Genomic DNA, 22648 nt, shown 5'->3' on the forward strand with positions numbered 1-22648 from the left:
GCGTCGTGAAGCGGGATAGCCGCCGTGATCAACCATCGATGGCGGTGCTGATGTCGCGCGCCAGCTTCTTCATTGCATCGTCGTGTGAACCGCAGGACGGCAACCTCGCGCAACGGGTCGCAGCCCGATCGCGCTGGCGGGGGCATTCGTCGTGGATGGCTACCACCTTCGAGCGGACGATTGATGCACGAGGGACACAGATGTCTCAACGTTTAGTCAACCGTTGTTGATCGCTGTCAAGGTACTGAATGCCGGTCCCTGCCAAGGGTTTGTTAGTCGAGTCGTGACGACACTATTGAAGTGGTGCTTCGTGCAGCGGCGCAAACCGGAGAGGTTGTCGATGACGGGCGGCTGGAAGCGTTGGGTGGTGATACTCGCCGTCGTGGCGGCGGTGGGTGGCGGTTACTTCGCGTGGCGGACGTTCGGCGCCAAGGGGCTGCCGCCCGGCATCGCCAGCGGCAACGGCCGGATCGAAGCGACCGAGATCGACGTATCCACAAAATCGGCCGGCCGCATCCGCGACATCCTCGTGCGCGAGGGCGATTTCGTCACCGCGGGCCAAGTGCTGGCGCGGATGGATACGGATCAACTCGAAGCGCAGCGTCGGCAGGCGGAAGCGCAGTTGCGGCGCGCCAGTATCGGGGTCGAAACCGCCACCAGCCTGGTCATGCAGCGCGAAGCCGAGCGTGAGGCGGCCGTCGCCGTGATCGCGCAGCGCGACGCACAGCTCGATGCGCTGGAGCGCAAGCTGGCGCGCGCCGAAACGCTGATCAAGACCAGCGCGGTGTCGCAGCAGGTGCTGGACGACGACCGCGCCAATGAGCAGGGCGCGAAGGCGGCGGTCGCCGCCGCCAAGGCGCAACTCGCGGCCAGCGAGGCGGCGATCAGCTCGGCGAAAGCGCAAGTGATCGACGCCGGCGCCGCGGTCGACGCCGCGAAGGCCGCGATCGACAGCATCACCGTCGAGATCAACGACAGCACGCTGAAATCGCCGCGCGACGGCCGGGTGCAGTATCGCGTCGCCCAGCCCGGCGAAGTGATCGCCGCCGGCGGGCGCGTGCTCAATCTGGTCGATCTCAGCGACGTCTACATGACCTTCTTCCTGCCGACTGCGCAGGCCGGCCAGATTGCGATCGGCGCCGATGTGCGTCTGGTGCTCGACGCGCTGCCGCAGGTGGTGATTCCCGCAAAAGCGACCTTCGTCGCCGACACCGCGCAGTTCACGCCGAAGACGGTGGAGACCGAAGAAGAGCGGCAGAAGCTGATGTTCCGGATCAAGGCGCATATCCCGCAGGAGCTACTGCGCAAGTACATCCAGCGCGTGAAGACCGGACTGCCGGGCGTGGCCTATATTCAGCTCGATCCGAGTGCGAAATGGCCGGCTAATCTCAGCGGAGCGCTGGCGCAATGAGCGATGCAGCGGCGGGCGCTTCCGACCCGCGCGCGCCGGTGGTGCGGCTCGGCGCGGTGTCGTTGCGCTACGGCAAGACGCTGGCGCTCGACGACGTCACGCTCGATCTGCCGTCGGGCTGCATGATCGGACTGATAGGTCCCGATGGCGTCGGCAAATCGAGCCTGCTGTCGCTGGTTTCGGGCGCGCGCGCGGTGCAGCAGGGGCGCGTCGAGGTGTTCGGCGGCGACATCGCCGACGCCGCGCACCGGCGCGCCGTCTGCCCGCGGATCGCCTATATGCCGCAGGGGCTCGGCAAGAATCTGTATCCGACGCTGTCGGTGTTCGAGAATGTCGACTTCTTCGGCCGGCTGTTCGGCCACAGTCGCCGCGAGCGCGCCGCGCGGATCGCCGATCTGCTTGAAAGCACTGGGCTTTCGCCATTTGCCGAGCGCCCGGCGGGGAAATTGTCCGGCGGCATGAAGCAGAAGCTCGGGCTGTGCTGCGCGCTGATCCACGACCCGGACCTGCTGATCCTGGACGAGCCGACCACCGGCGTCGATCCGCTGTCGCGCCGGCAGTTCTGGGAATTGATCAACGACATCAGGGCGCAGCGCCCCGGTATGAGCGTGGTCGTGGCGACCGCCTATATGGAGGAGGCCGAGCGCTTCGACCTGCTGGTGGCAATGAATGCCGGGCGCGTGCTGGCCACCGGAACGCCTGCGGAATTGTTGCGGCAAACTGGTGGCAAATCCTTGGACGCCGCCTTCATCGCTTTGCTGCCCGAAGCCGAGCGCCGCGGTCATGCCGAGGTGGTGATTCCGCCGCGCGCGACCGGCCGGACCGGCGTCGCGATCGAGGCCGACCATCTCACCATGCGGTTCGGCGACTTCACCGCGGTCGACGACGTCTCGTTCCGGATCGGGCAGGGCGAGATCTTCGGCTTCCTCGGCTCCAACGGCTGCGGCAAGACCACGACGATGAAGATGCTGACCGGGTTGTTAGCAGCGACCGAGGGCAAGGCGCGGCTGTTCGGCAACGAGGTCGACCCGAACGACATGGCGGTGCGCCGCCGTGTCGGCTACATGTCGCAGGCGTTCTCGCTCTACAGCGAACTCACCGTCCGGCAGAATCTCGAACTCCACGCGCGGCTGTTCCAGATGGCGCCCGCGACGATCGCGCCGCGGATCGCCGAGATGGAGCGGCGGTTCGATCTCGCCGAGGTGATCGACAAGCTGCCGGACGACCTGCCGCTCGGCATCCGGCAGCGGCTGTCGCTCGCGGTGGCGATGATCCACTCGCCCGATATCCTGATTCTCGACGAGCCGACCTCGGGCGTCGATCCGATCGCGCGAGACGGCTTCTGGCAGATGCTGTCCGACCTGTCGCGCAACGACAACGTCACCATCTTCGTCTCGACCCATTTCATGAACGAGGCGGAGCGCTGCGACCGCATTTCCCTGATGCACGCCGGCCGCGTGCTGATCAGCGATACGCCGGCGGCGATCGTCGCGAGCCGTTCGGCGGCGAGCCTGGAAGACGCCTTCATCGCCTATCTGGAGGAGGCGATCGGCGCCGCCGCGACGCCGTCGGCGCCGCAAGCCGCGGCCGCGCAAGTTACGACCGCGCCGCGCGCGGACGCCCCGCATCCGCGCCGGGCGTCGTCGTCCTGGTTCGATCTGCGGCGGATGCTCGCTTATACGCGGCGCGAAGCGCTGGAGCTGCAGCGCGATCCGATCCGCGCCACGCTGGCGCTGATCGGCAGCGTGGTGCTGATGTTCGTGCTCGGCTACGGCATCAATCTCGACGTCGAGAAACTGAGCTTCGCGGTGCTCGATCGCGACGACACCACGATCAGTCGCGACTACATCCTCGACATCGCGGGCTCGCGCTACTTCGCCGAGCAGCGCCCGATCACCGACTACGCCGATCTCGACCGCAGGATGCGCAGCGGCGAACTGACGATGGCGATCGAGATCCCGCCGGGCTTCGGCCGCGACGTCTCGCGCGGCCGTCCCGTCGAGGTCGGCGCCTGGATCGACGGCGCGATGCCGTCGCGGGCGGAGACCGCGCGCGGCTACGCGCAGGCGATGCATCTCGGCTGGCTCAAGCGGAAGGCAAGCGAGCTCTACGGCGACGCCGCGACCGCCGGCAAATTCCAGATTGCGATGCGCTATCGCTACAATCCGGACATCCGGAGCGTGGTGGCGATGGCGCCCGCGGTGATTCCGCTGCTGCTGCTGATGATCCCGGCGATGCTGGCGGCGCTCAGCGTGGTGCGCGAGAAGGAGCTCGGCTCGATTATCAATTTCTACGCGACGCCGACCACGCGGCTGGAATTCCTGATCGGCAAGCAACTGCCTTACGTGGCGCTGGCGATGCTGAACTTCGTGATGCTGACCGCGTTCGCGATCTTCGCCTTCCAGGTGCCGTTCACCGGCAGCTTCCTCGCCTTCGGCACCGGCGCGCTGCTCTACGTCATGTTCGCCACCGCGCTCGGCCTGGTGCTGTCGACCTTCATGAACAGCCAGATCGCGGCGATCTTCGGCACGACGCTGCTGACGCTGATCCCGGCGATCCAGTTCTCCGGACTGATCGATCCGGTCTCGTCGCTGCAGGGCGCCGGCGCGATCATCGGCAGGATCTATCCGACCACCTATTTCGTCGACATCACGCGCGGCGCGTTCTCCAAGGGGCTCGGCTTCGAGCAGATGTGGGGGTCGTTCGTTCCGCTGCTGATCGCGGTGCCGCTGCTGTTCGGCCTCGGCGCCGCGCTCCTCCAGAAGCAGGCGAAGTAATGCGGATCGCCAACATCGTCGAACTCGGCGTCAAGGAACTGCGCGGCCTGCTGCGCGATCCGATGATGCTGGCGCTGATCGTGTATTCGTTCACCGTCTCGATCTACACCGGCTCCAAGGCGCTGCCGGAAACGCTCAATCACGCGGCGATCTCGATCGTCGACGAGGACCAGTCGCCGGTCTCGCAGCGGATCGTCACGGCGTTCAACCCGCCTTATTTCTCGATCCCGAAGCTGATCACGCAAGCGGAGATGGACAAGCGGATGGACGCCGGGCTCGACACCTTCGCGCTCGACATTCCGCCGGAGTTCCAGCGCGACCTGCTGGCGGGCAAGTCGCCGACCATTCAGCTCAACATCGACGCCACGCGGATGACCCAGGCGTTCTCGGGCGGCGGCTATGTGCAGTCGATCGTCACCGGCGAAGTCGACGAATTTCTCGCCAAGCATCGCGCCGCCGCCACCGTCCCGGTCGAACAGGCGCTGCGGGTCCGGTTCAACGCCGAGCTCAACAAGGGCTGGTTCGGCGCCATCAACCAGTTGATCACCGCGGTCACCATGCTGTCGATCATCCTCACCGGCGCGGCGCTGATCCGCGAGCGCGAGCACGGCACCATCGAGCATCTGCTGGTGATGCCGGTGACGCCGTTCGAGATCATGGTGAGCAAGATCTGGTCGATGGGCGGCGTGGTGCTGCTGGCGTCGAGCTTCGCGCTGGTCGCCATCGTGCAGGGCGTACTCGCGGTGCCGGTGCACGGCTCGGTGGCGCTGTTCATGTTCGGCACGGCGCTGCATCTGTTCGCCACCACCTGCATGGGCATTTTCCTGGCGACCGCCGCCGGCACCATGCCGCAATTCGGGCTGCTGCTGATGCTGATCCTGCTGCCGCTGCAGGCGCTGTCGGGCGGGATGACGCCGCGCGAAAGCATGCCGCAGATCATTCAGGACATCATGCTGATCGCGCCGAACACGCATTTCGTCGCGATGGCGCAGGCGATCCTGTTTCGCGACGCCGGCCTCGACGTGGTCTGGCCGCAACTCGCCGCGCTGTTCGCGATCGGCGCCGTGCTGTTCTTTCTGGCACTGCGCCAGTTCCGGCGCTTCCTCGCGGCGTGAGGCGGGTATTGAACTGGATGGCCGTTCCCGATGCACGGCCTCATCATCCCGAGGGGCCGACCGAAAATACAGGCTACAAAATCAGTCGCTTCTGCAAGCCGCTCACTTCGCAATTCAATCCGTCTTGGCCGGGCTTGTCCCGGCCATCCACGTCTTTCGTGTGGATTCCGCTGCAAGACGTGGATGCCCGGCACAAGGCCGGGCATGACGAGTTGAACCGAAAGTGCCTGATTTCATTGGTCGCATCTTGAGTCTCACTCTGGGGAGTCCGGCGAAGCCTGGCGTCTCGAAGAACGGGGCGACGCAGTGCTGGCGGCGCATGGTTCGAGACGGCGCTTCGCGCCTCCTCACCATGAGGTCGTGCCCGTTGTGAGCGCTGCAGAACGCCAGTGGCGCCGTGCTGGCCGGCGTGCACGCCTTCACCGGGATCATCCTCGATGCGTCGCTCTCACAGTGTATCGAGCCGTTCGATGAAGGTGTATCTTCGGGCGTAGCGTTGGCGAAGATCGGCGATGTGCCGGTCGAAGGCGTCGGTCGTGCCCTTTGCTTTTGCTATCGCCTTCAGATCGCTGAGCAGAACAATTGCCCTGTCGTAACCGTTGACGTTGCGCTTCTGGATCTCGGTTTCGATCTCCGACCATACCCGATCGCCGCGCCGCTCGATTTCGTCCAGCCTGGCGCGGCGCGCTTGTGCGGCCGCCCGCTCCTGCTGCTTCTGCTCCGCCAATATCTTCTTCGCCTCCGCCCGTTCGCGCGCCTGCCGGATCGCCTCGGCGCGAGCGCGCAGGTCGCCGGCTCTCCGCGCCGCCACGGGTGCCGTCGCGGGCAGGCGCGTCCGGACCAGCCTGCGGAGGGCGTTGACGGCGAGCGCGTCGCCCTCGAATAGTCTGGTCAGAAAGCCGGTCTTCTCCGGATCGGTCATGGCGGCGATGATCGGGCCGGCCGCCGCGTCCGTCGGGCCCGGCTGCGCGTCGCGCGCGGCCGCTGCTTCGACGAGATCGCGGTCGATCGCGAAGAAGTCGACGAAGGCTTCGAGCGCCGCCGTCATCGGCCCGAGCCCGGGCAGCGGCTCTGTCTCGTCCGGCGTCACCAGCTCTGCCTCGACGGCCATCAGCCAGACCAGATAGAGCACCCGCAGATCGCCCTCGAGCAGGGCGGCGCGCAGTGGCGCGAGCGCGGCCAGCCAGCCGCTGCCATCGTCCCATTCCTCGTCCACGTCGTCGGCGTCGGTCGCGATGCTGAGGATGAGGTTGTCTCCCTTCGTCCAGTATCGGCCAAAATCGTGCGCGCCGAGAAAGGCGCCGAACTGGTCCTGCTCGATCAGTCGGCGGGGCAGGCGGATCATCAGGCAGCGCGTGCCCCAGTTCGCCAGATAGAGGTGGAGGTCGAACCATTGCTCCATCAGCCTGGCGGGATCGCCCTTGAAGTCGCCCCACTGATAGGTATTGGTGAAGCTCGTGCTGGTGATCCGCGCCCGCGTCGACAGCGCGCGCAGCGCCTTGACGTCGGCCGCGCTCAGCGGGCGGTCGATCGTCTGGAATTCGTAGTACTGATATTCGCTCATCGCCCGCCTTGGCGGCGCGCTTGGTCCCAGGATCTGGCTATGGCCATGGTTCTGATCCACCGATCGCGGCGCGAAACCGCGCGCAGAGACGACGCTGCGAGTATAGCGCAGAACGGCGGTCGTCATCGTGGTCCGCTGCCGGGTTCGAGACTTTCCCCAGAGTTCTGCGAGGGCATTCGACCGGGCCGGGGAGGGGCGACCGCCCCCTACACCCGCGCCAGCTCCGGCAGCACGAACGGGCTGCCTGAAGCGTCGGTCTGGATGGCGAGGTCGACGTCGAACACCGCGCCGATCAGTTCGGGGCGCATCACCGCGCGCGGCGGGCCGTCGGCGGCGACGGCGCCGTCGTGCATCACCACGATGCGTTCGGCGAAGCGGGTGGCGAGGTTGAGGTCGTGCAGGATCGCGATCACGGTGGCGCCGTTGCGGGCGCAGCGCCGCGCCGTGTGGGCGAGGTCGAGCTGATAGCGGATATCGAGGCTGGAGGTCGGCTCGTCGAGCAGCAGGATGCCCGGGCCGCGCACCGCCTCGCTGCTCCAGAGCTGGACCAGCACGCGGGCGAAATGCGCGCGCTGCTGTTCGCCGCCGGACAGCGTCGTGATGTCGCGCGCGCGAAACTCGCCGAGGCCGACCTCGTGCAGCGCGGCCTCGATCAGCGCGCCGGCCTTGCGATGGCCGACATCGCCGGTGCCCATCCGGACGATCTCCTCGACCGTGAACGGGAAGCTGACGTTGATATGCTGGGCCAGCACCGCGCGCCGGTCGGCGAGCTCGCGCGGCGAATAGGACGACAAATCGCGGTCACCGAGCCGGACCGAGCCTGAGGTCGGCCGTAGATCGCCCGACAGCATTCGCAGCAGGGTGGATTTGCCGGCGCCGTTCGGCCCGACGATGGCGATCAGCTCGCCTTGCGCGACGGCGAGATCGACGTTGTCGACCAGCGTCGCGCCGCCGGTCGCGAAGCCGGCCCTGCGGGCCTCGAGCGCGGTGCTCATAGGCCGACCAGCTTGCGCTGGCGCAACAGGATGACGAGGAAGAACGGCGCGCCGATCGCCGCGGTGAGAATGCCGATCGGCATTTCGGCCGGCGCCACGATGGTGCGCGCGACGGTGTCGGCGGCCACCAGCATCACCGCGCCGAGGCAGGCGGAGGCTGGCAGCAGCAGCCGGTGCGACGGGCCGATCAACAGCCGCAGCAGATGCGGCACGACGATGCCGACGAAGCCGATCACGCCGCAGACCGAAACCGCGACGCCGGTCATCAGCGACACCAGCACGATCGACAGACGCTTCAGCCGTTCGACGTCGACGCCGGTGTGAAACGCCTCCGACTCGCCGAGTACCAGCAGATCGAGATGGCGCGCGACCTTGACGAATACCAGGAGCGCGATCAGCAGCACCAGTGCGGTCGACGACGCCTTGGCCCAGTTGGCGCCGCTGAGCGATCCCATCATCCAGAAGGTGATGTCGCGCAATTGCCGGTCGTCGGCGAGGTACACCAGCACGCCGATCCCCGCATTGGCGATGGCCGCGATGGCGAGGCCGGCGAGCAGGAACAGCGCGATCGAGGTGCGCCCGGCGCGGCTGGCGATCCGGTACAGCGCGATGGTGGTGACCAGCGAGCCGGCGAAGGCGGCGACCGGCAGCAGATGATCCTGCAGGAAGCGAAGATTGTCACCGAGCGCATGATCGAGCAGCACGATCGACGAGGCCGCCGCGAACGCTCCGCCGCTGGAGACGCCGACCAGCGCCGGATCGGCGAGCGGATTGCGGAACAGTCCCTGCATCAGCGCGCCCGACGCCGCCAGCAGGCTACCGACGATCGCGGCGGTGAGGATGCGCGGCAGCCGGATCGACCACAACACCATTTGATCGCGCGCCGCCATCGGCCCGGCATCGGCGGCGGGCAACAGCCCGAGCGCGGCGGGCAGGCGCGACAGCGGAATGCCGGCGGCGCCGACAGTCAGCGCCAGCGCCAGGCAGATCAGCAGCAACACGAGCAGCACCGCCAGGGTGACGCCGGAGCGCGGCCGGAACGACCTCGCGACGCGCCGGCGTCCGATCTCCATCACCGTCATGGGCGGCAAACGGTCGACGCCGCCTTCGGCTTGAAATCGCCGGCCTGGCTCGCGAGCTGCGGATACAGCGTCGCGGCGACGTCGCGCGCGGCGGCCGGGGTGCGCGGGCCAAAGCCGAGCAGATACAGCCCGTCCATCGCCACGAAGACGCGGTTCTTCGCCGCCGGCGTCAGCGCGAAGCCCGGATGGGCGTAGAACGCATCGGCCTCGAAGGTGTCGCGGCTGCGCCGGATCGTCAGCACCGCGTCCGGTTTCGCCGCGACGATCGCCTCGTCGTTGATCGACTTGTAGCCGTCATAGCCGTCGATCGCGTTGACGCCGCCGGACAGTTCGATGATCTCGTCGGCGGCGGTGTTGCGGCCCGCCGCCATCGCCTGGCCGTTGACCAGCGACATCACGAACATCACCCGCAGCGGCTTGGCGATCTTCGCACGAAGTTGCCGGAGCTGATCGAAATCCTCCGCCACGGCGTTCGCGAGGCAGCTCGCGGCGGCGTCCGCATTCATGGCGCGGCCGATCAGTCTGATCTTGTCGAGCAGTCCCTGCTCGGTGAGCTTCTCCGGAATCAGCACCAGCGGGATCTTGGCCGATTCGATCGCCTGCATGGTCTGCTTCGGACCGGCGCTGTCCATCGCCAGAATCAGCGTCGGGTTCAGCCCGATCACGCCTTCGGCGGAGAGCTGCCGCAGATAGCCGACATTCGGCTTGTCCTTCACGGCCGCCGGCGGATAGGTGCTGGTCGAATCGATCCCGGCGATGCGCTGTTCGAGCCCGAGCGCGACGAGCACTTCGGTGATCGCGCCGCCGATCGACAGCGTGCGCGAGGTGTCGGCGATCGTCACCTCGCGGCCGTGCGCGTCGCGCACCGCGATGTCGCCGGCGACGCCGGGGCTCGCGGCGAGAACGGTCGCGGCCAGCACCGAGAGAAATGCGTAGCGCGCGGGGGGCGAGACGAGCGAGCCGATCATTTGGTCAGGATCAGCTTGTTCTGGGATGTCAGGCGCAGCCGGTATCGGTCGCCGCCGTGCGCGATGACGATCTCGCGGCCCAGCGAAAACAGATCGCGGCTCTCGAGCTGATTGCCGACGATATTGACGGCGCGCTCGGCCGCCGGGCCGGCGTCGGTGGTGCTCTTGTTATCAGTGTGTTCGGTCATCGCAGCCGTCTTGGTAGTCGAGCCTGGGTCGATCCAATATAGGCGCTGCCGCCGGAATGTGTCTTATAATCACTTTAAACCGGGGCGCCCCGGCTTGACGCGCGACGGCGCCGGCGTCAGGTTTACTTGACGGCGCTCCGTGTCACGCGAGCGTCGCGTGCTATCTCGGCCAGCCAGCCCTCTGCATCAGCAGTGCCCGCCAGCCCATCACCGATGATCTGATTGGAATTCAGGATGGTCGTGCTGGCCAGTTACCTGCGCGCGCATCTGCGCGCGCTTGTGCGCGGACGCGCGTCGTGGCCGATGCCGATCGATGCCGTCGCCTCCGCAGCGGGGCGACGCCGATGACGATGGCGAATGTGAAGACGGGCGGCGCAGCGTCCCATGGCGGGCACGGGCACGGGCATCATCCGGCGCCCGCGGCGGCGCAGCAGGTCAGCGATTACTTCGTGCGGATCGGCTGCGATCCCTTGACCGAGGCGTTCGCGAAGCGCTCGTTCTCGCCGCCTTGGCGCGGCAGCCGTCCGGTCGACAGCGACGATGTCGGCGCGGTGTTCGAACGCATCTTCGCGACGCCGCGGACGGAGACCGCGGTCGCTTATGTGCACGTGCCGTTCTGCCAGACGCACTGCCTGTTCTGCGGCTTCTACCAGAATGTCTGGCGCGCCGAGGCCGGCCCTGCCTATGTGGACGACGTGCTCGCCGAACTCGCGGCGCGATCCACCACGGCGCTGATCGCGTCGGCGCCGATCGACGCGGTGTATATCGGCGGCGGCACGCCGTCGGCGCTCGCAGCCGACGATCTCGCGCGCCTCGTCGAGGGCCTGCGCCGCTATCTGCCGCTGACCGGGGATTGCGAGATCACGCTCGAAGGCCGCGCCTTCGGCTTCGATCTGGCGAAGGCCGTGAAAGTGGCGGACGCCGGCGTGACCCGGCTGTCGATCGGGGTGCAGACGTTCTCGACGCAGGTGCGGCGCCGGCTCGGCCGCAAGCTCGCCGGCCCGGACGTGCAGGCGTTTCTGTCGGACCTGGTCGCGCTCGGCCGCACCGCGGTGGTGTGCGATCTGATCTACGGATTGCCGGGACAGACCGACGAGACCTGGGCGAGCGATATCGTGACCGTCGACCAACTCGGGCTCGACGGCGTCACGCTCTATGCGCTCAACATGTTTCCGGGCGGGCCGATGGCGCGCGCGATCGAGAAGGGCAAGCTGGCGCCGGGGGCTCCGCCCGGCATGCAGGCGCGCGCTTATGCGGAGGCGGTCGGGCGGCTCGCGGGGCTCGGATGGCTGCAGGTGTCGCAGTCGCATCTGGTGCGCTCGGTGCGCGAACTCAATCGCTACAATGCGGCGATCAAGCGCGGCGTCGCCTGCCTTCCGTTCGGCGCGGGCGCCGGCGGCCAGGCGAACGGCTATCGCTGGCGCAACGTCATCGACATCGCGCAGCGCCGCGACATGATCGCGCAGCATCGCGAGCCGGTCGAGGGACTGGCGCTGGTGCCGGCCGATCATGCGGCGCATGCGATGATCGCGGCCGGCCTCGAGGCCGGGCGGCTCGACCTCGCCGCGATCGAAACGCTGCGGCCCGGCTTCCGCGCCGCGGTGGCGCCGCTGCTCGCCAACTGGGCGGCGGCCGGTCTCGGCGAACTCTGCGGCGACGGCTTCAGGCCCAATCACGCCGGCGCGTTCTGGATCAGCAATCTCACCAGCGGCCTGTCCGCCGGGCTGCAGTCGGCGACGCAGGCGGCTGCGGGCGGCTGCTGCGAACCGGCGTGAGGTCGGCTATGCTGCGATCGCGCAAGCGGATCGGCCGCTTCTCTGATGTGATCGGACTCGTATGAAAATCCTGATATTCGGCGCGACCGGTCGGACCGGCCGTCATCTGGTGTCGCAGGCAGCCGCGATCGGCTGGAGCGTGCACGCGGCGGGCCGCAACGCCGATCTGTTGCAGGACCTTCCGGGCGCGGCGGAAATCTCCGTGGTCGATCTCGCCGATCCCGATCGTGTCGCCGATGTGGTGCAGCGCGCCGCGCCGGACGCGATCATCGCCACCGTCGGCGGCGCACTGCAGGACGGGCGGCTGGTCGACGAGTTCGGCAACAACGCGATCGCCGATGCGGCCGTGAGCGGCGGCGTGCGGCGGCTGGTGCAGATTTCCTCGCTGGCCTGCGGCGACAGCCGTGCGTTCGCATCCGAACGGATCATCGCCGCGATCGGTCCGGTGCTCGAGGCCAAGACCCGCGCCGAGGATCATCTGCGCCGGCTAGATCTCGACTGGACGATCATTCGTCCGGGTGGATTGACCGAGGGCGAGCCGACCGGCAGCGGCGCGCTGTACGACGATCCCCGCGTGCACGGCATGATCGCCCGCGCCGATCTCGCAGCCCTCGTGCTGCAAACCGTCGCGGCCGCCGCGACGCATCGCCTGACGCTGTCCACGGTCGACCGGACGACGCTGCCGGCCGAGCCGGCCGATCTGCGCGAGTTCGTCGTTCCGCCGCGCGTGTAGTTGTGAGCGTGATCCGCGTCGACGATTCCTTACAATCGTTTTAATCACTTATCACGCGCCGTTGACCACCCGGTTTGGCTCCGGTACCAAATTCAAATCCGTCGGCATCTGCCGACGGTTTCTCTGCCAGCCAGCCGCCTTCGGGCGCGCCCGCCAGCCGCAATCAATCAACTCGACGGGGCTGTCATGGTGGGGCTGAACTCGCGCATCCGTGCGCTTTTGCTATCTGGATCCGTCGTCGCGCTGGCGGTTGCGCCGGCCGCGGCGCAAACCGCGACGACCGCGCCGCAACAGGACAAGCAGAAGCAGACCAAGCGCGAGCGCGCGGCGAAGCCGTCGGCGCAAAATCAGGTGCAAGCTCCGGCGCGCGACCCGCGCGAGGCCTATGCGCAGGCCGGGCAGGCGATGCAGCCGCTCGACACGATCACCGTGTCGGCGACCAAGACCGAGGAGCGCGCGATCGACGCGCTGGCGCCGGCCAGCGCGATCACGCAGGGGCAGATCGAGCGGCTTCAGCCCAACCGGCTGCAGGACATTTTCGTCGCCACGCCGGGCGTGGCGTTCCAGGATCGCGGCGACGACCCGTCCACCGCGATCAACATCCGCGGCCTGCAGGATTTCGGCCGGGTCGCCGTGGTGGTCGACGGCGCGCGGCAGAACTATCAGCGCTCCGGCCACAATGCGCAGGGCTCGTTCTTTCTCGATCCCGAGCTGATCGGCGGCGTCGACGTGGTGCGCGGCCCGAGCGCCAACGTCTACGGCTCGGGCGCGATCGGCGGCGTGGTGTCGTTCCGGACCAAGGACATCGACGACGTGCTGCGCGCCGGCGAACGCTGGGGCGTCGACATGACCGGCTCCTACGGCAGCAACAATGCGCGCGGGCTCGGCTCGATCTTCGGCGGCGTCCGGGTCGACCCGACCGTCGACGTGTTCGGCGGCGCGCTGTATCGCACCCAGGGCAACTACAAGGACGGCGCCGGCACCGAGATCGGCAACACCGGCAACGACATCGCCGGCGGCCTGCTGAAGCTGACGGTGCGGCCGGCCGAAGGTCACGAGATCAAGTTCGGCGGTCTGTTCCAGGACTACAACTACAATATAGGCCAGTTCAATCGCGGGCCGGTGCTGACCGCGGCGCAGCGCGCGCTGTATCAGGGCTCCTCGGTGTACGATTCCAACGTGAAGAACTACACCGGAACGATGAGCTGGCGATATTCGCGGCCGGACGACATGCTGTTCGACTGGAACATCAATCTGTACGGCAACCGGACCGACAACGACCAGACCAAGACCTATCACAATTCCACCAGCGGCGCGGCCTATTGCGGCGCCGGCAATGTCGGCAACAACATCTCCGGCTGCGTCGGCGACACGCGCGGCTACCGGCTGGACACGATCGGCATCGACGCCAACAACACCACGCGATTCGACTACGGCGACTGGCGCACCGCCGTCACCTACGGCGTCGACGCCTTCAACGACAAGGTCACCACGACGGATTCGCGCGGCAATTCCAACATCACGACGCCGAGCGGCGAGCGCACCGTGTCGGGCGGCTTCATCCAGCTCAAGAACAATTATGCGAGCTGGCTCGAGGTGATCGGCGCCGCGCGGTACGACCATTACGAGCTGAATTCGCAGACCAGTTCCGCGAGCGGCAGCCGGCTGTCGCCGAAGATCACGGTCGGCGTCACGCCGGTCGCGGGCTTCACGCCCTATGTCGGCTATGCCGAAGGCTATCGCGCGCCGTCGATCACCGAGACGCTGATCTCGGGCGCGCACGCCACCGGCGGCGGCCCGGCGCTGTTCACCTGCGCCGACGGCACCAGCGGCCTGTTCTGCCTGATCCCGAATGCCGGGCTGCGGCCCGAAGTCGGCAAGAACAAGGAAATCGGCATCAACCTGAAATACAACGATCTGTTCGTGTCGGGCGACAGCTTCCGCGGCAAGATCAACGCCTTCCGCAACGACGTCGACAACTACATCGAGCTGGTGGGGTCGACGCCCCAGACGTCGAATCTGGGGCCGGCCTTCGGTCAGTACAGCAAGTTCTATCAGTATCAGAACATCCCGCACGCCAGGATCGAGGGCGTCGAACTCGAGACCTCCTACGACGCCGGGCTGTGGTTCGTCGGCGTCTCGGCCTCGACGCTGCGCGGCACCAATCCCGACACCGGCCTCGGCCTCGCCTCGGTTCCGTCGCGCAAGGTCGTCACGTCTGGCGGCGTCCGGCTGCTCGACCGGCAGCTCACGATCGCGGCGCAATGGGCGTCCTACGCGGCCAACACCAACCTTCCGGCCGGCTATCTGCCGGGGACCTCCTACGATCTGGTCAATCTCAACGTCGCCTACCGGCCGACGCCGGACGTGACCTTGCACTTCTCGGTCGATAATGTCCTGAACAACTACTATCGTCCGTATGCGATCCCCGGATCGTCGACCGACGGAACGTCGCAGAACGACGTTCTGTTCAGCAGTCCGGGGGCCGGCATCGTCTACAAGGGCGGGATCAAGGTGCACTTCGGAGGTGCATAGGAATTCGCTGCAGCCCGCGCGTCGGGCCGGACGCAGCGGGCAGGCGGCTAATTTCAACTCAGGGAGATGACATGTTCATTGCTATGAACCGGTTCCAGGTGAAGCGCGGCGCGGAGCACAAATTCGAGGCGATCTGGAGCGCGCGCGAATCCTATCTCGGCGAGATGCCGGGATTCACCGAGTTTCATCTCCTCAAGGGCCCCGTGAGCGACGACCATACGCTGTATTCGACCCACACCACCTGGGTCGACAAGGCCGCTTTCGAGGCCTGGACGACGTCGGAGCAATTCCGCCGCTCGCATGCGCGGGCCGGCAACGACACCGGCGAAAGCATCTATCTCGGCCATCCGCGGTTCGAGGGCTTCGAGGTGATCCGCACCGAGCGCAAATCGGCGGCGGCCGCCTGAACGGAAACGCCGCCTGAACGGAAACGGAGACAAGACATGGACGCGTCGGTCGTGACGTCGGAGCCCGCCGATCTTCGGGCCTATATGGCCGGGAATCCGGCCGCGGTGATCGAGGATGTGGCACGGCAATGGAAGGTGTCGCCGCGCGACGTGATCGAGGCGCTGCCGCCCGGCATGGCGCGGCTCGGGCCCGGCGACGGCTTCGTCCCGGCGATGACCGACATCGCGACCTGGGGCGAGGTGACGCTGATCGTTCACACCGAGGATGCGATCTTCGAATTCACCGGCGAGGTGCCGGCCGGCGAGATCGGCCGCGGTTACTTCAACCTGATGCAGCCGAAAGGCCTGCACGGACATCTGAAACACGACAATTGCGGCGGCGTCGCTTTCGTCGAGCGGCCGTTCATGGGCAAGTCCAGCGCCTTCGTGGCGTTTCTCAACCAGGGCGGCGGCATCATGTTCAAGGTGTTCGTCGGCCGCGATTCCAATCGCGAACTACGCGCCGACCAATTGGTGCGGTTCAGGGCGCTCGCCGAGAGCTTCGGCAAGGGACGCGTCGGCTAGGTCTCGCGGTGGCCTCGCGCTCTCCGCAAGGCCGCGTCCCGGTTCCAGCAGCCGCAACCCCGCGTCGGAAGCGGACCGATCCGAGCAGGCGAAGACCGCAACAGCGCTTCATCCATCGCGTGAAGCGATATTGCGATTGCAGAATGCACTGATCCCTCATCCTGAGGAGCCCGGCGAAGCCGGGCGTCTCGAAGGATGGGGGCGACGCAGTGCCGGCGGCGCATGGTTCGAGACGGCGCTGCGCGCCTCCTCACCATGAGGTTTTGCCTCTCACGCGATGAAATTTTGCCGGTGGTGCGCGTCCCGCAACGCCGGTGCTGATTCCATCGGAGACAGTCCAGCTCCAGCCGACGTCGCGGGCGGCGGCGGAACGCCGCCGTTGCAGCGGGCGCGGTCGCGCTCGCGGTTTGCCGATCAGGAACGCGGTTGCGCCACCGGCGTTGGCCCTCCGCCGGGCGCTGGTTGCGTCCGGCGAGCGCGGCAAACCCGCATCGATTCGAGGCCCGAAATGCCGAAAGTCCGCACCGAAGCCGAAGCTCTCGTGGCCCCGAAGCCGCCGGCTCTGGCGGAAGAAGTGAGCGAAGCCCTGCTGGAAAAGGCGTCGCTGCCGCTCGGGACGATGTCCGTGCTCGGCCTGCTGGCCGGCGGGTACATCGCGTTCGGCGCCCTGTTCGCGACCGTCGCCTTGGCCGGCGCGGATGGTTGGCCCTACGGCGCGAGCCAGGTGCTGGCGGGATCGGTGTTCACCCTGGGGCTGGTGCTGGTGATCGTCGCCGGCGCCGAGCTGTTCACCGGCAATACGTTGATGGCCGGATTGCTGGTGGCGCGGCGACTCACCCTGAAGCCGATGCTGACCGCCTGGAGTGTGGTCTATCTGACCAATTTCGCCGGATCGCTGCTGATTGCGATCGTTGCTTTGGTCGCGGGGGTGCATCTGGCGGGAGACGGCGCCGTCGGCCGGGCTGCGCTCGAACTGGCGGAGGTCAAGAGCGCTCGCAGTTTCGGCACCGCGTTCGCCAGCGGCGTCCTCGCCAACATGCTGGTGTGTCTCGCGGTGTGGCTCGGCTACAGCGCAAGGAGCACCACCGACAAGGTGTTCGCCGTGCTGTTCCCGATCGCCGCCTTCGTCGCCGCGGGGCTCGAGCATTCGGTGGCGAACATGTACATCCTTCCTTACGGCTGGATGGTGAAGACCTTCGCCACCGCGCCGTTCTGGGAGATGGCGGCGATTGCGCCGGAGACATTCGGCGCGATCTCGATCGCGGGCGTTTTGGGCAATCTCGTTCCTGTGACGTTCGGCAATATCCTCGGCGGCTTCGTGATCGCGGCGGCCTATGCGGTCGCCTATCTGCGCAAATCGCCGGCGTGATTGAGGCGCCCGCCCGGCCTGCGTGTGACCATTTGCCACCATGCTGCGTCGCATCCTGAACGGCCTTTGCGCGTTGCCGGTCGGGCACGTCTGACTTTTCGCGGGGCCGGCGCGATGATCGCGACCGGGCTGGCGACCGGGCTGGTCCAGCGCGGCTCGGCGTTCTGGCGTTCACGGTCATCCGCAGCGTCGTTGTCCGGCAGCAGACATCGCTCGGAGACGCACAATGATCGATCCTTATTGCGGCGCTGCGCCGCTCCCCGCAGAACTGCTGAGCCGCTGGAATTTCGATCCGGTGCTGCTGGCGATGCTGGCGGGGGGCGTTGCGCTGCACCTCGGCGCGCTCCGGCGGGAACCCGCCGCCCAAGGCCGCATCCTGGCGGCGGCCGCCGGATGGACCCTGCTGTTCATGATCTTCGTGTCGCCGCTGTGCGCGCTGACCTCGGCGCTGTTCTCCGCGCGGGTCGCTCATCACGCCGTGCTGGTCGCGATGGCCGCGCCGCTGCTGGCGTGGTCGCTGCCGCGTCGGCTGGCGCCGGCGAGCCCCAGTGGCGCATCGGGTGCGGCGGCGTTCGTCGTGCACATGGTGCTGCTGTGGCTGTGGCACGCGCCGGCGCCCTACGCCGCCGCGCTGGCCGATCCGGCGATGTTCTGGGTGATGGAGCTGAGCCTGCTCGGCAGCGCGATCTGGCTGTGGCGCGCGGTGCTGGCGCCGGCCGCGCGGCTCGGCGCGACGCTGGCGCTGCTGCTCGGCCAGGTGGTGCAGATGGGGCTGCTCGGCGCCGTCATCACCTTCGCCCGCACGCCGCTGTACGAGGCGCATCTCGGCGTCACCGCGCCGTGGGGGCTGACCGCATTGCAGGACCAGCAGCTCGCCGGGCTGATCATGTGGGTGCCGGCGTCGATTCCCTATCTGGCGGCGGCGCTGGCGCTGCTGGCGAGCCGGCTCGATCGACCGGTCACGGCCGATGAAGCGGTGCGATGATCGCGTGGCTGAAGGCGATCCATATTCTGGCGCTGATCGTGTGGTGCGCCGGGCTGCTGGTGCTGCCCGGCCTGTTCGCCCAGCGCAGCCGGCTCGACGCGGGCCCGGCGGTCGAACTCAACCGACTCACCCGGACGCTGTATATCGCCGTCACCTCGCCGGCCGCCTTCGTGGCGGTGGTGGCGGGCACCATCCTGCTGTTCCTGCGGGAGGCGTTCACCACCTGGATGATGCTGAAGCTGTTTGCCGTCGGGCTGCTGGTGATCTTCCACATGCGGGCCGGGTACCTGATCCTCAATCTGTTCGAACCGGAAGGCAACTACGCGCCGTGGCGGCGCTGGGTGATGACCACCGCGACGCTGGCGGTGATCGGCGTCATCCTGGTGCTGATCCTGACCAAACCGCCGATCGATCTGGCCTTCGTGCCGCCATGGATGCGCGAGCCCGGCGGGCTTCACTCCTTCGTCGACACCATCAGGCCGACGCCGTGATCGAACACCAGCTTGCCGCCGTGCCAGCCCGCGATGCCGACGAACACCGTGCCGAGCGCCGAGACCATCAGGCCGACCGGCAGCACGTTCAGATGATCGACCAGCCGCAATCCCCAATTGGCGCCGGCGACCGACACCAGCATGACGCCGGCGGTGGCGTGCATCCAACTCGCCGCGCGCTTGCGGATACCCTCGACCAGCAGCAGCTCCGCGGTGCCGGCGAGGCTAGCGGCGACGCCGAACCAGAATGCGAAGCCGCTCGCCCACAGCCCGGCGCGCGCCCAGAACGGATCGGCGCTCCACCAGTAGAAAATGTCGCAGCCGAGCGTCGAGATCACCAGCGCGATCGGAAACGAGACCATCATCGCATGGATCGGATGGCCGGCGAGGGCCACGATCGAATTGGTGTCGTATTGGCGGATTTCTTCGATGATTGTCTTCGGCATCATGCACCTCGCGTCGACCTAATGCGCCGATGCCGTGCTTGGTTCACCGCGGGCGTCGTCTCGGCGAGTAGTCTGCCGCTCGCCGGCTGCGGCGGACCCTTGTCGGCGCTCGATCCGGCCGGGCCGGCGGCGGCGGCGATCGCCGAATTGTGGTGGGTGATGCTGATCGGCGCCGTCGGGCTGTTCGTGCTGGTGATGGGGCTGCTGCTGTGGACTTTCGTCCGGCGCGGCGACGGCACGGCGTCGCCGAAATTGTGGCTGGTCGGTGGCGGGCTGGTGCTGCCGGCGTTGGTACTGACGCCGCTGCTCGGCTACGGGCTGCTGACCGGCGAGCGGCTGCTCGCGTATCCCGCGACCGACGCGCTGCGGGTCGATGTCGAGGCGAAGCAGTGGCAATGGACGTTCCGCTATCCCGGGCAGGGCGGCGGGCGGATCTCGGTGAACGAACTGCACATCCCGGCCGGGCGGCCGGTCGATCTGCGCGTCAGCAGCGCCGACGTGATCCACAGCTTCTGGATCCCGCGGCTCGGCGGCAAGATCGACGCGATCCCGGGACACGTCAATCTGATCCGGCTGTCGGCGGCGCGGCCCGGCATCTATCGCGGCGTCTGCGCCGAATTCTGCGGCACCGGCCACACCATCATGGATTTCAGCGTCACCGCGCACGACGCCGGTGACTACGACGACCGGCTGCGCGCGCTGCCGCAGGAGCAGCGATGATGGACGAGCGCACCAACGACACCGTTGCGGCGCCGAGCCCTATCCGCCTGCACAAGCAGCTCGACGCGGTGTGGGGCACGCCGGGCGGATGGGGGCGGCTCGCGGCGGTGAATCACACCATCGTCGGCCGCCGCTTCATCGCCACCGCCTTCGTGTTCTTCGGGATCGGCGGCATCCTGGCGATGCTGATCCGGGCGCAGCTCGCGACGCCGCGCAGCGCCTTCCTCGGGCCGGAGATCTACAACCAGATCTTCACCATGCACGGCACGGTGATGATGTTCCTGTTCGCGATCCCGATGTTCGAGGGCTTCGCGATGTACCTGCTGCCGAAGCTGCTCGGCGCGCGCGACATGGCGTTTCCGCGGCTCAGCGCCTATGGCTATTGGTGCTATCTGTTCGGCGGCTCGATGCTGCTGATCGCGATGGCGGTCGGGCTGGCGCCGAACGGCGGCTGGTTCATGTACACGCCGCTGAGCTCGAAGGCCTACACGCCCGGCATCAATTCCGACATCTGGCTGATCGGCATCACTTTCGTCGAGATCTCGGCGCTGTCGGCGGCGGTCGAGATCATCGCCACGATCCTGAAGACGCGCGCGCCCGGGATGTCGCTCGACAAGATGCCGCTCTTGGCGTGGTATCTGCTGGTCACCGCCTTCATGATGCTGTTCGGCTTTCCGCCGCTGATCCTCGGCTCGATCCTGCTCGAGGTCGAGCGTGCGTTCGACCTGCCGCTGTTCGACCCGACCCGCGGCGGCGACGCGCTGCTGTGGCAGCATCTGTTCTGGCTGTTCGGCCATCCCGAGGTCTACATCATCTTCCTGCCGGCCGCCGGCATGGTCTCGACCATCCTGCCGGTGCTGGCGCGGCGCGAGATCGTCGGCTACAGCGCGATCGTGATCAGCGTCGTGGCGCTGGCGTTCCTCAGCTTCGGGCTGTGGGTGCACCACATGTTCACGGTCGGGATTCCGCATCTGGCGCTGGCGTTCTTCTCGTCGGCCAGCACCGCGGTGGCGGTGCCGACCGCGGTGCAGATCTTCGCCTGGATCGGCACGCTGGCGGCCGGGCGGCCGCAGCTCAAGCTGCCGATGCTGTATCTGCTCGGGTTCTTCTCGGTGTTCGTGATCGGCGGCCTGACCGGCGTGATGCTGGCGATCGTGCCGTTCAACTGGCAGGTGCACGACACCCATTTCGTCGTCGCGCATCTGCATTACGTGCTGGTCGGCGGCTTCGTGTTTCCGATGCTGGCGGCGGCGTATTACTGGCTGCCGCATTTCACCGGGCGGGTGCCGCGCCACAGCCTCGGCGTGCCGGCGTTCTGGCTGATCATCATCGGTTTCAACGTGACGTTTCTGGTGATGCACCTGACCGGCCTGCTCGGCATGCCGCGGCGGATCCACGGCTACGGCGCGGAGACCGGATGGGAGTGGCCGAATCTGGTGTCGTCGGTCGGCAGCTTCGTGATGGCGATCGGCTTCGCGCTGTTCACCGTCGACGTGCTGTTGCATTGGCTGCACGGCAAGCGCAGCGCGCGCAATCCGTGGCGCGCCGGCACGCTGGAATGGGCCATCGCCGTGCCGCCGACCAACTACGCCTTCGCGTCGTTGCCCGACGTCGCGACGCGCGCGCCGCTGCAGGAGCGGCCGGACCTCGGCAACCATCTGGCGCGCGGCGGCGGCTATCTCGGCTTCGTCCGCAACGGCTGGCTGGAGACGCTCGGCGTCGATGTGATGTCGGGACGGGTCGAGCAGATCGTGCGGCTGCCGAACCAAACCATGCTGCCGCTGTTCACCGCGCTGGTGACGGGCGTGTTCTTCGTCGCGGTGCTGTTCAAGCTCTACGTGGTCGCGCTGCTGGCGCTGCCGGCGATCGTCGCGATGCTGCTGGCCTGGACGCCGGTGTCGGGCGAACGGCGCGATCGCGGCGCGCTGCCGATCGGCAACGGCGCCGAGGCGGTGCTGCACAGCGAGGCGCGGTCGCCGCCGTCGCTATGGGCGATGGGGCTGACGCTGGCGGCGGACGCCACCGCCTTCGCGTCGCTCGCCTTCGGCATCCTGTTTCTGTGGGTGGTGGCGCCGAACTGGCCGCCGCCGTCGATGATCGGCTGGGCGCCGTGGGGCGTCGCGCTGAGCGCGGGCGGCCTCGTGACCGGCTTCATCGCCGGCCGGATCGCGACCTTGCGCGGCGTGGTCCGCAGCGGACGTCTTCGCGAGGCGGCGCTGGTGATCGCGCTGCTCGGGCAGATCGTGGCACTGTTCGGCATCGCCGACGTCATCCTGGCGGTGCCGCCGCCGACCCAGCATGCCTACGCCGCCGCGACCACGATCATCCTGATCTATGCCGGCCTGCACGCCGCGCTGGCCGCGGTGTTCGCCGGCTTCGGCATCTGGCGCAGCCGCGCCGGCTATGTGTCGCAGACGCGGACGGTCGATCTGCGGATCGGCGCGCTGTGGAGCGATTTCACGGCGGCGATCGGGATCGCGACGCTGCTGATCGTCTACGGCCTGCCGCTGGTGATGGGGTGAC

General features: G+C 67.7%; 19 protein-coding genes. 13 read left to right on the plus strand and 6 right to left on the minus strand.

The window, feature by feature from the left end; genetic code table 11:
* Positions 1–340: 340 nt before the first annotated feature.
* Genes SR870_RS19555 through SR870_RS19565 form a run of 3 tightly spaced genes read left to right on the plus strand, consistent with a single transcriptional unit; the run spans position 341 to position 5303 of the window.
* On the plus strand, positions 341–1411 hold the full coding sequence (locus tag SR870_RS19555; protein ID WP_322515174.1) for an HlyD family secretion protein: 1071 nt from the start codon (positions 341–343) through the stop codon (positions 1409–1411).
* Positions 1408–4188: a ribosome-associated ATPase/putative transporter RbbA gene (gene rbbA, locus SR870_RS19560; RefSeq protein ID WP_322515175.1), complete on the plus strand. Its 2781-nt coding sequence runs from the start codon at positions 1408–1410 to the stop codon at positions 4186–4188. Before SR870_RS19555 ends, rbbA begins: the two co-directional genes overlap by 4 nt.
* A complete protein-coding gene (locus tag SR870_RS19565; RefSeq protein WP_322515176.1) occupies positions 4188–5303 on the plus strand; it encodes an ABC transporter permease in 1116 nt (371 codons plus the stop codon). The genes rbbA and SR870_RS19565 overlap by 1 nt, the downstream gene beginning before the upstream one ends.
* Before the next feature lie 448 nt (positions 5304–5751).
* On the opposite strand, the gene SR870_RS19570 is transcribed toward SR870_RS19565, so the two are convergent.
* The 5 genes from SR870_RS19570 to hemP all read right to left on the minus strand — a co-directional run bounded on the left by SR870_RS19570 (position 5752) and on the right by hemP (position 10100).
* Positions 5752–6867 carry a hypothetical protein gene (locus SR870_RS19570; RefSeq protein WP_322518319.1) on the minus strand — a complete coding sequence of 372 codons (1116 nt, stop codon included), beginning with the start codon at positions 6865–6867 and terminating at the stop codon, positions 5752–5754.
* Positions 6868–7073: 206 nt separating this feature from the next.
* Positions 7074–7862, minus strand: coding sequence for a heme ABC transporter ATP-binding protein (locus tag SR870_RS19575; protein WP_322515177.1), 789 nt, complete (start codon positions 7860–7862; stop codon positions 7074–7076).
* The gene (locus tag SR870_RS19580; protein ID WP_322518320.1) at positions 7859–8944 is read right to left on the minus strand and encodes an iron ABC transporter permease; all 1086 of its coding nucleotides are present in this window, start codon (positions 8942–8944) and stop codon (positions 7859–7861) included. Before SR870_RS19580 ends, SR870_RS19575 begins: the two co-directional genes overlap by 4 nt.
* On the minus strand, positions 8941–9912 hold the full coding sequence (locus SR870_RS19585; protein WP_322515178.1) for a hemin ABC transporter substrate-binding protein: 972 nt from the start codon (positions 9910–9912) through the stop codon (positions 8941–8943). The genes SR870_RS19580 and SR870_RS19585 overlap by 4 nt, the downstream gene beginning before the upstream one ends.
* A complete protein-coding gene (gene hemP / locus SR870_RS19590) occupies positions 9909–10100 on the minus strand; it encodes a hemin uptake protein HemP (RefSeq protein ID WP_322515179.1) in 192 nt (63 codons plus the stop codon). The genes SR870_RS19585 and hemP overlap by 4 nt, the downstream gene beginning before the upstream one ends.
* Positions 10101–10444: 344 nt before the next feature.
* Here hemP and hutW point away from each other — a divergent pair, with 344 nt between their 5' ends.
* The 8 genes from hutW to SR870_RS19630 all read left to right on the plus strand — a co-directional run bounded on the left by hutW (position 10445) and on the right by SR870_RS19630 (position 18959).
* Positions 10445–11875 (plus strand): heme anaerobic degradation radical SAM methyltransferase ChuW/HutW, encoded by a 1431-nt coding sequence (gene hutW / locus SR870_RS19595; RefSeq protein ID WP_322515180.1) that lies wholly within the window; start codon positions 10445–10447, stop codon positions 11873–11875.
* A 61-nt stretch (positions 11876–11936) separates the two neighbouring features.
* Complete coding sequence (locus SR870_RS19600; RefSeq protein ID WP_322515181.1) at positions 11937–12608, plus strand: SDR family oxidoreductase; 672 nt, start codon at positions 11937–11939, stop codon at positions 12606–12608.
* A gap of 186 nt (positions 12609–12794) precedes the next feature.
* Positions 12795–15143 (plus strand): TonB-dependent hemoglobin/transferrin/lactoferrin family receptor, encoded by a 2349-nt coding sequence (locus SR870_RS19605; protein WP_322515182.1) that lies wholly within the window; start codon positions 12795–12797, stop codon positions 15141–15143.
* Between the two features lie 71 nt (positions 15144–15214).
* Complete coding sequence (locus SR870_RS19610) at positions 15215–15550, plus strand: antibiotic biosynthesis monooxygenase (protein WP_322515183.1); 336 nt, start codon at positions 15215–15217, stop codon at positions 15548–15550.
* A 36-nt stretch (positions 15551–15586) separates the two neighbouring features.
* The gene (gene hutX, locus SR870_RS19615; protein ID WP_322515184.1) at positions 15587–16114 is read left to right on the plus strand and encodes a heme utilization cystosolic carrier protein HutX; all 528 of its coding nucleotides are present in this window, start codon (positions 15587–15589) and stop codon (positions 16112–16114) included.
* 508 nt (positions 16115–16622) lie between these two features.
* Positions 16623–17483: a formate/nitrite transporter family protein gene (locus SR870_RS19620; protein ID WP_322515185.1), complete on the plus strand. Its 861-nt coding sequence runs from the start codon at positions 16623–16625 to the stop codon at positions 17481–17483.
* A 226-nt stretch (positions 17484–17709) separates the two neighbouring features.
* Entirely contained in the window at positions 17710–18468 is a 759-nt protein-coding gene (locus SR870_RS19625; protein WP_322515186.1) for a cytochrome c oxidase assembly protein, read from the plus strand.
* Positions 18465–18959, plus strand: coding sequence for a CopD family protein (locus tag SR870_RS19630; RefSeq protein ID WP_322515187.1), 495 nt, complete (start codon positions 18465–18467; stop codon positions 18957–18959). Before SR870_RS19625 ends, SR870_RS19630 begins: the two co-directional genes overlap by 4 nt.
* On the opposite strand, the gene SR870_RS19635 is transcribed toward SR870_RS19630, so the two are convergent.
* On the minus strand, positions 18923–19405 hold the full coding sequence (locus SR870_RS19635) for a DUF2231 domain-containing protein (RefSeq protein WP_322515188.1): 483 nt from the start codon (positions 19403–19405) through the stop codon (positions 18923–18925). The genes SR870_RS19630 and SR870_RS19635 overlap by 37 nt on opposite strands.
* A gap of 21 nt (positions 19406–19426) precedes the next feature.
* Here SR870_RS19635 and coxB point away from each other — a divergent pair, with 21 nt between their 5' ends.
* Together coxB and ctaD are read left to right on the plus strand one after the other, a co-directional pair.
* Positions 19427–20125: a cytochrome c oxidase subunit II gene (coxB, locus tag SR870_RS19640; RefSeq protein WP_322515189.1), complete on the plus strand. Its 699-nt coding sequence runs from the start codon at positions 19427–19429 to the stop codon at positions 20123–20125.
* Entirely contained in the window at positions 20122–22647 is a 2526-nt protein-coding gene (gene ctaD / locus SR870_RS19645) for a cytochrome c oxidase subunit I (protein ID WP_322515190.1), read from the plus strand. Before coxB ends, ctaD begins: the two co-directional genes overlap by 4 nt.
* Position 22648: the final 1 nt, after the last annotated feature.

Source organism: Rhodopseudomonas palustris, from assembly GCF_034479375.1.
Classification (GTDB): Bacteria; Pseudomonadota; Alphaproteobacteria; order Rhizobiales; family Xanthobacteraceae; genus Rhodopseudomonas; species Rhodopseudomonas palustris_M.

Coding starts and splice junctions, on each gene's coding strand:
- SR870_RS19555 (WP_322515174.1), top strand. CDS start 341: ATGACGGGCGGCTGGAAGCGTTGGGTGGTGATACTCGCCGTCGTGGCG.
- rbbA (WP_322515175.1), top strand. CDS start 1,408: ATGAGCGATGCAGCGGCGGGCGCTTCCGACCCGCGCGCGCCGGTGGTG.
- SR870_RS19565 (WP_322515176.1), top strand. CDS start 4,188: ATGCGGATCGCCAACATCGTCGAACTCGGCGTCAAGGAACTGCGCGGC.
- SR870_RS19570 (WP_322518319.1), bottom strand. CDS start 6,867: ATGAGCGAATATCAGTACTACGAATTCCAGACGATCGACCGCCCGCTG.
- SR870_RS19575 (WP_322515177.1), bottom strand. CDS start 7,862: ATGAGCACCGCGCTCGAGGCCCGCAGGGCCGGCTTCGCGACCGGCGGC.
- SR870_RS19580 (WP_322518320.1), bottom strand. CDS start 8,944: ATGACGGTGATGGAGATCGGACGCCGGCGCGTCGCGAGGTCGTTCCGG.
- SR870_RS19585 (WP_322515178.1), bottom strand. CDS start 9,912: ATGATCGGCTCGCTCGTCTCGCCCCCCGCGCGCTACGCATTTCTCTCG.
- hemP (WP_322515179.1), bottom strand. CDS start 10,100: ATGACCGAACACACTGATAACAAGAGCACCACCGACGCCGGCCCGGCG.
- hutW (WP_322515180.1), top strand. CDS start 10,445: ATGACGATGGCGAATGTGAAGACGGGCGGCGCAGCGTCCCATGGCGGG.
- SR870_RS19600 (WP_322515181.1), top strand. CDS start 11,937: ATGAAAATCCTGATATTCGGCGCGACCGGTCGGACCGGCCGTCATCTG.
- SR870_RS19605 (WP_322515182.1), top strand. CDS start 12,795: ATGGTGGGGCTGAACTCGCGCATCCGTGCGCTTTTGCTATCTGGATCC.
- SR870_RS19610 (WP_322515183.1), top strand. CDS start 15,215: ATGTTCATTGCTATGAACCGGTTCCAGGTGAAGCGCGGCGCGGAGCAC.
- hutX (WP_322515184.1), top strand. CDS start 15,587: ATGGACGCGTCGGTCGTGACGTCGGAGCCCGCCGATCTTCGGGCCTAT.
- SR870_RS19620 (WP_322515185.1), top strand. CDS start 16,623: ATGCCGAAAGTCCGCACCGAAGCCGAAGCTCTCGTGGCCCCGAAGCCG.
- SR870_RS19625 (WP_322515186.1), top strand. CDS start 17,710: ATGATCGATCCTTATTGCGGCGCTGCGCCGCTCCCCGCAGAACTGCTG.
- SR870_RS19630 (WP_322515187.1), top strand. CDS start 18,465: ATGATCGCGTGGCTGAAGGCGATCCATATTCTGGCGCTGATCGTGTGG.
- SR870_RS19635 (WP_322515188.1), bottom strand. CDS start 19,405: ATGCCGAAGACAATCATCGAAGAAATCCGCCAATACGACACCAATTCG.
- coxB (WP_322515189.1), top strand. CDS start 19,427: ATGCGCCGATGCCGTGCTTGGTTCACCGCGGGCGTCGTCTCGGCGAGT.
- ctaD (WP_322515190.1), top strand. CDS start 20,122: ATGATGGACGAGCGCACCAACGACACCGTTGCGGCGCCGAGCCCTATC.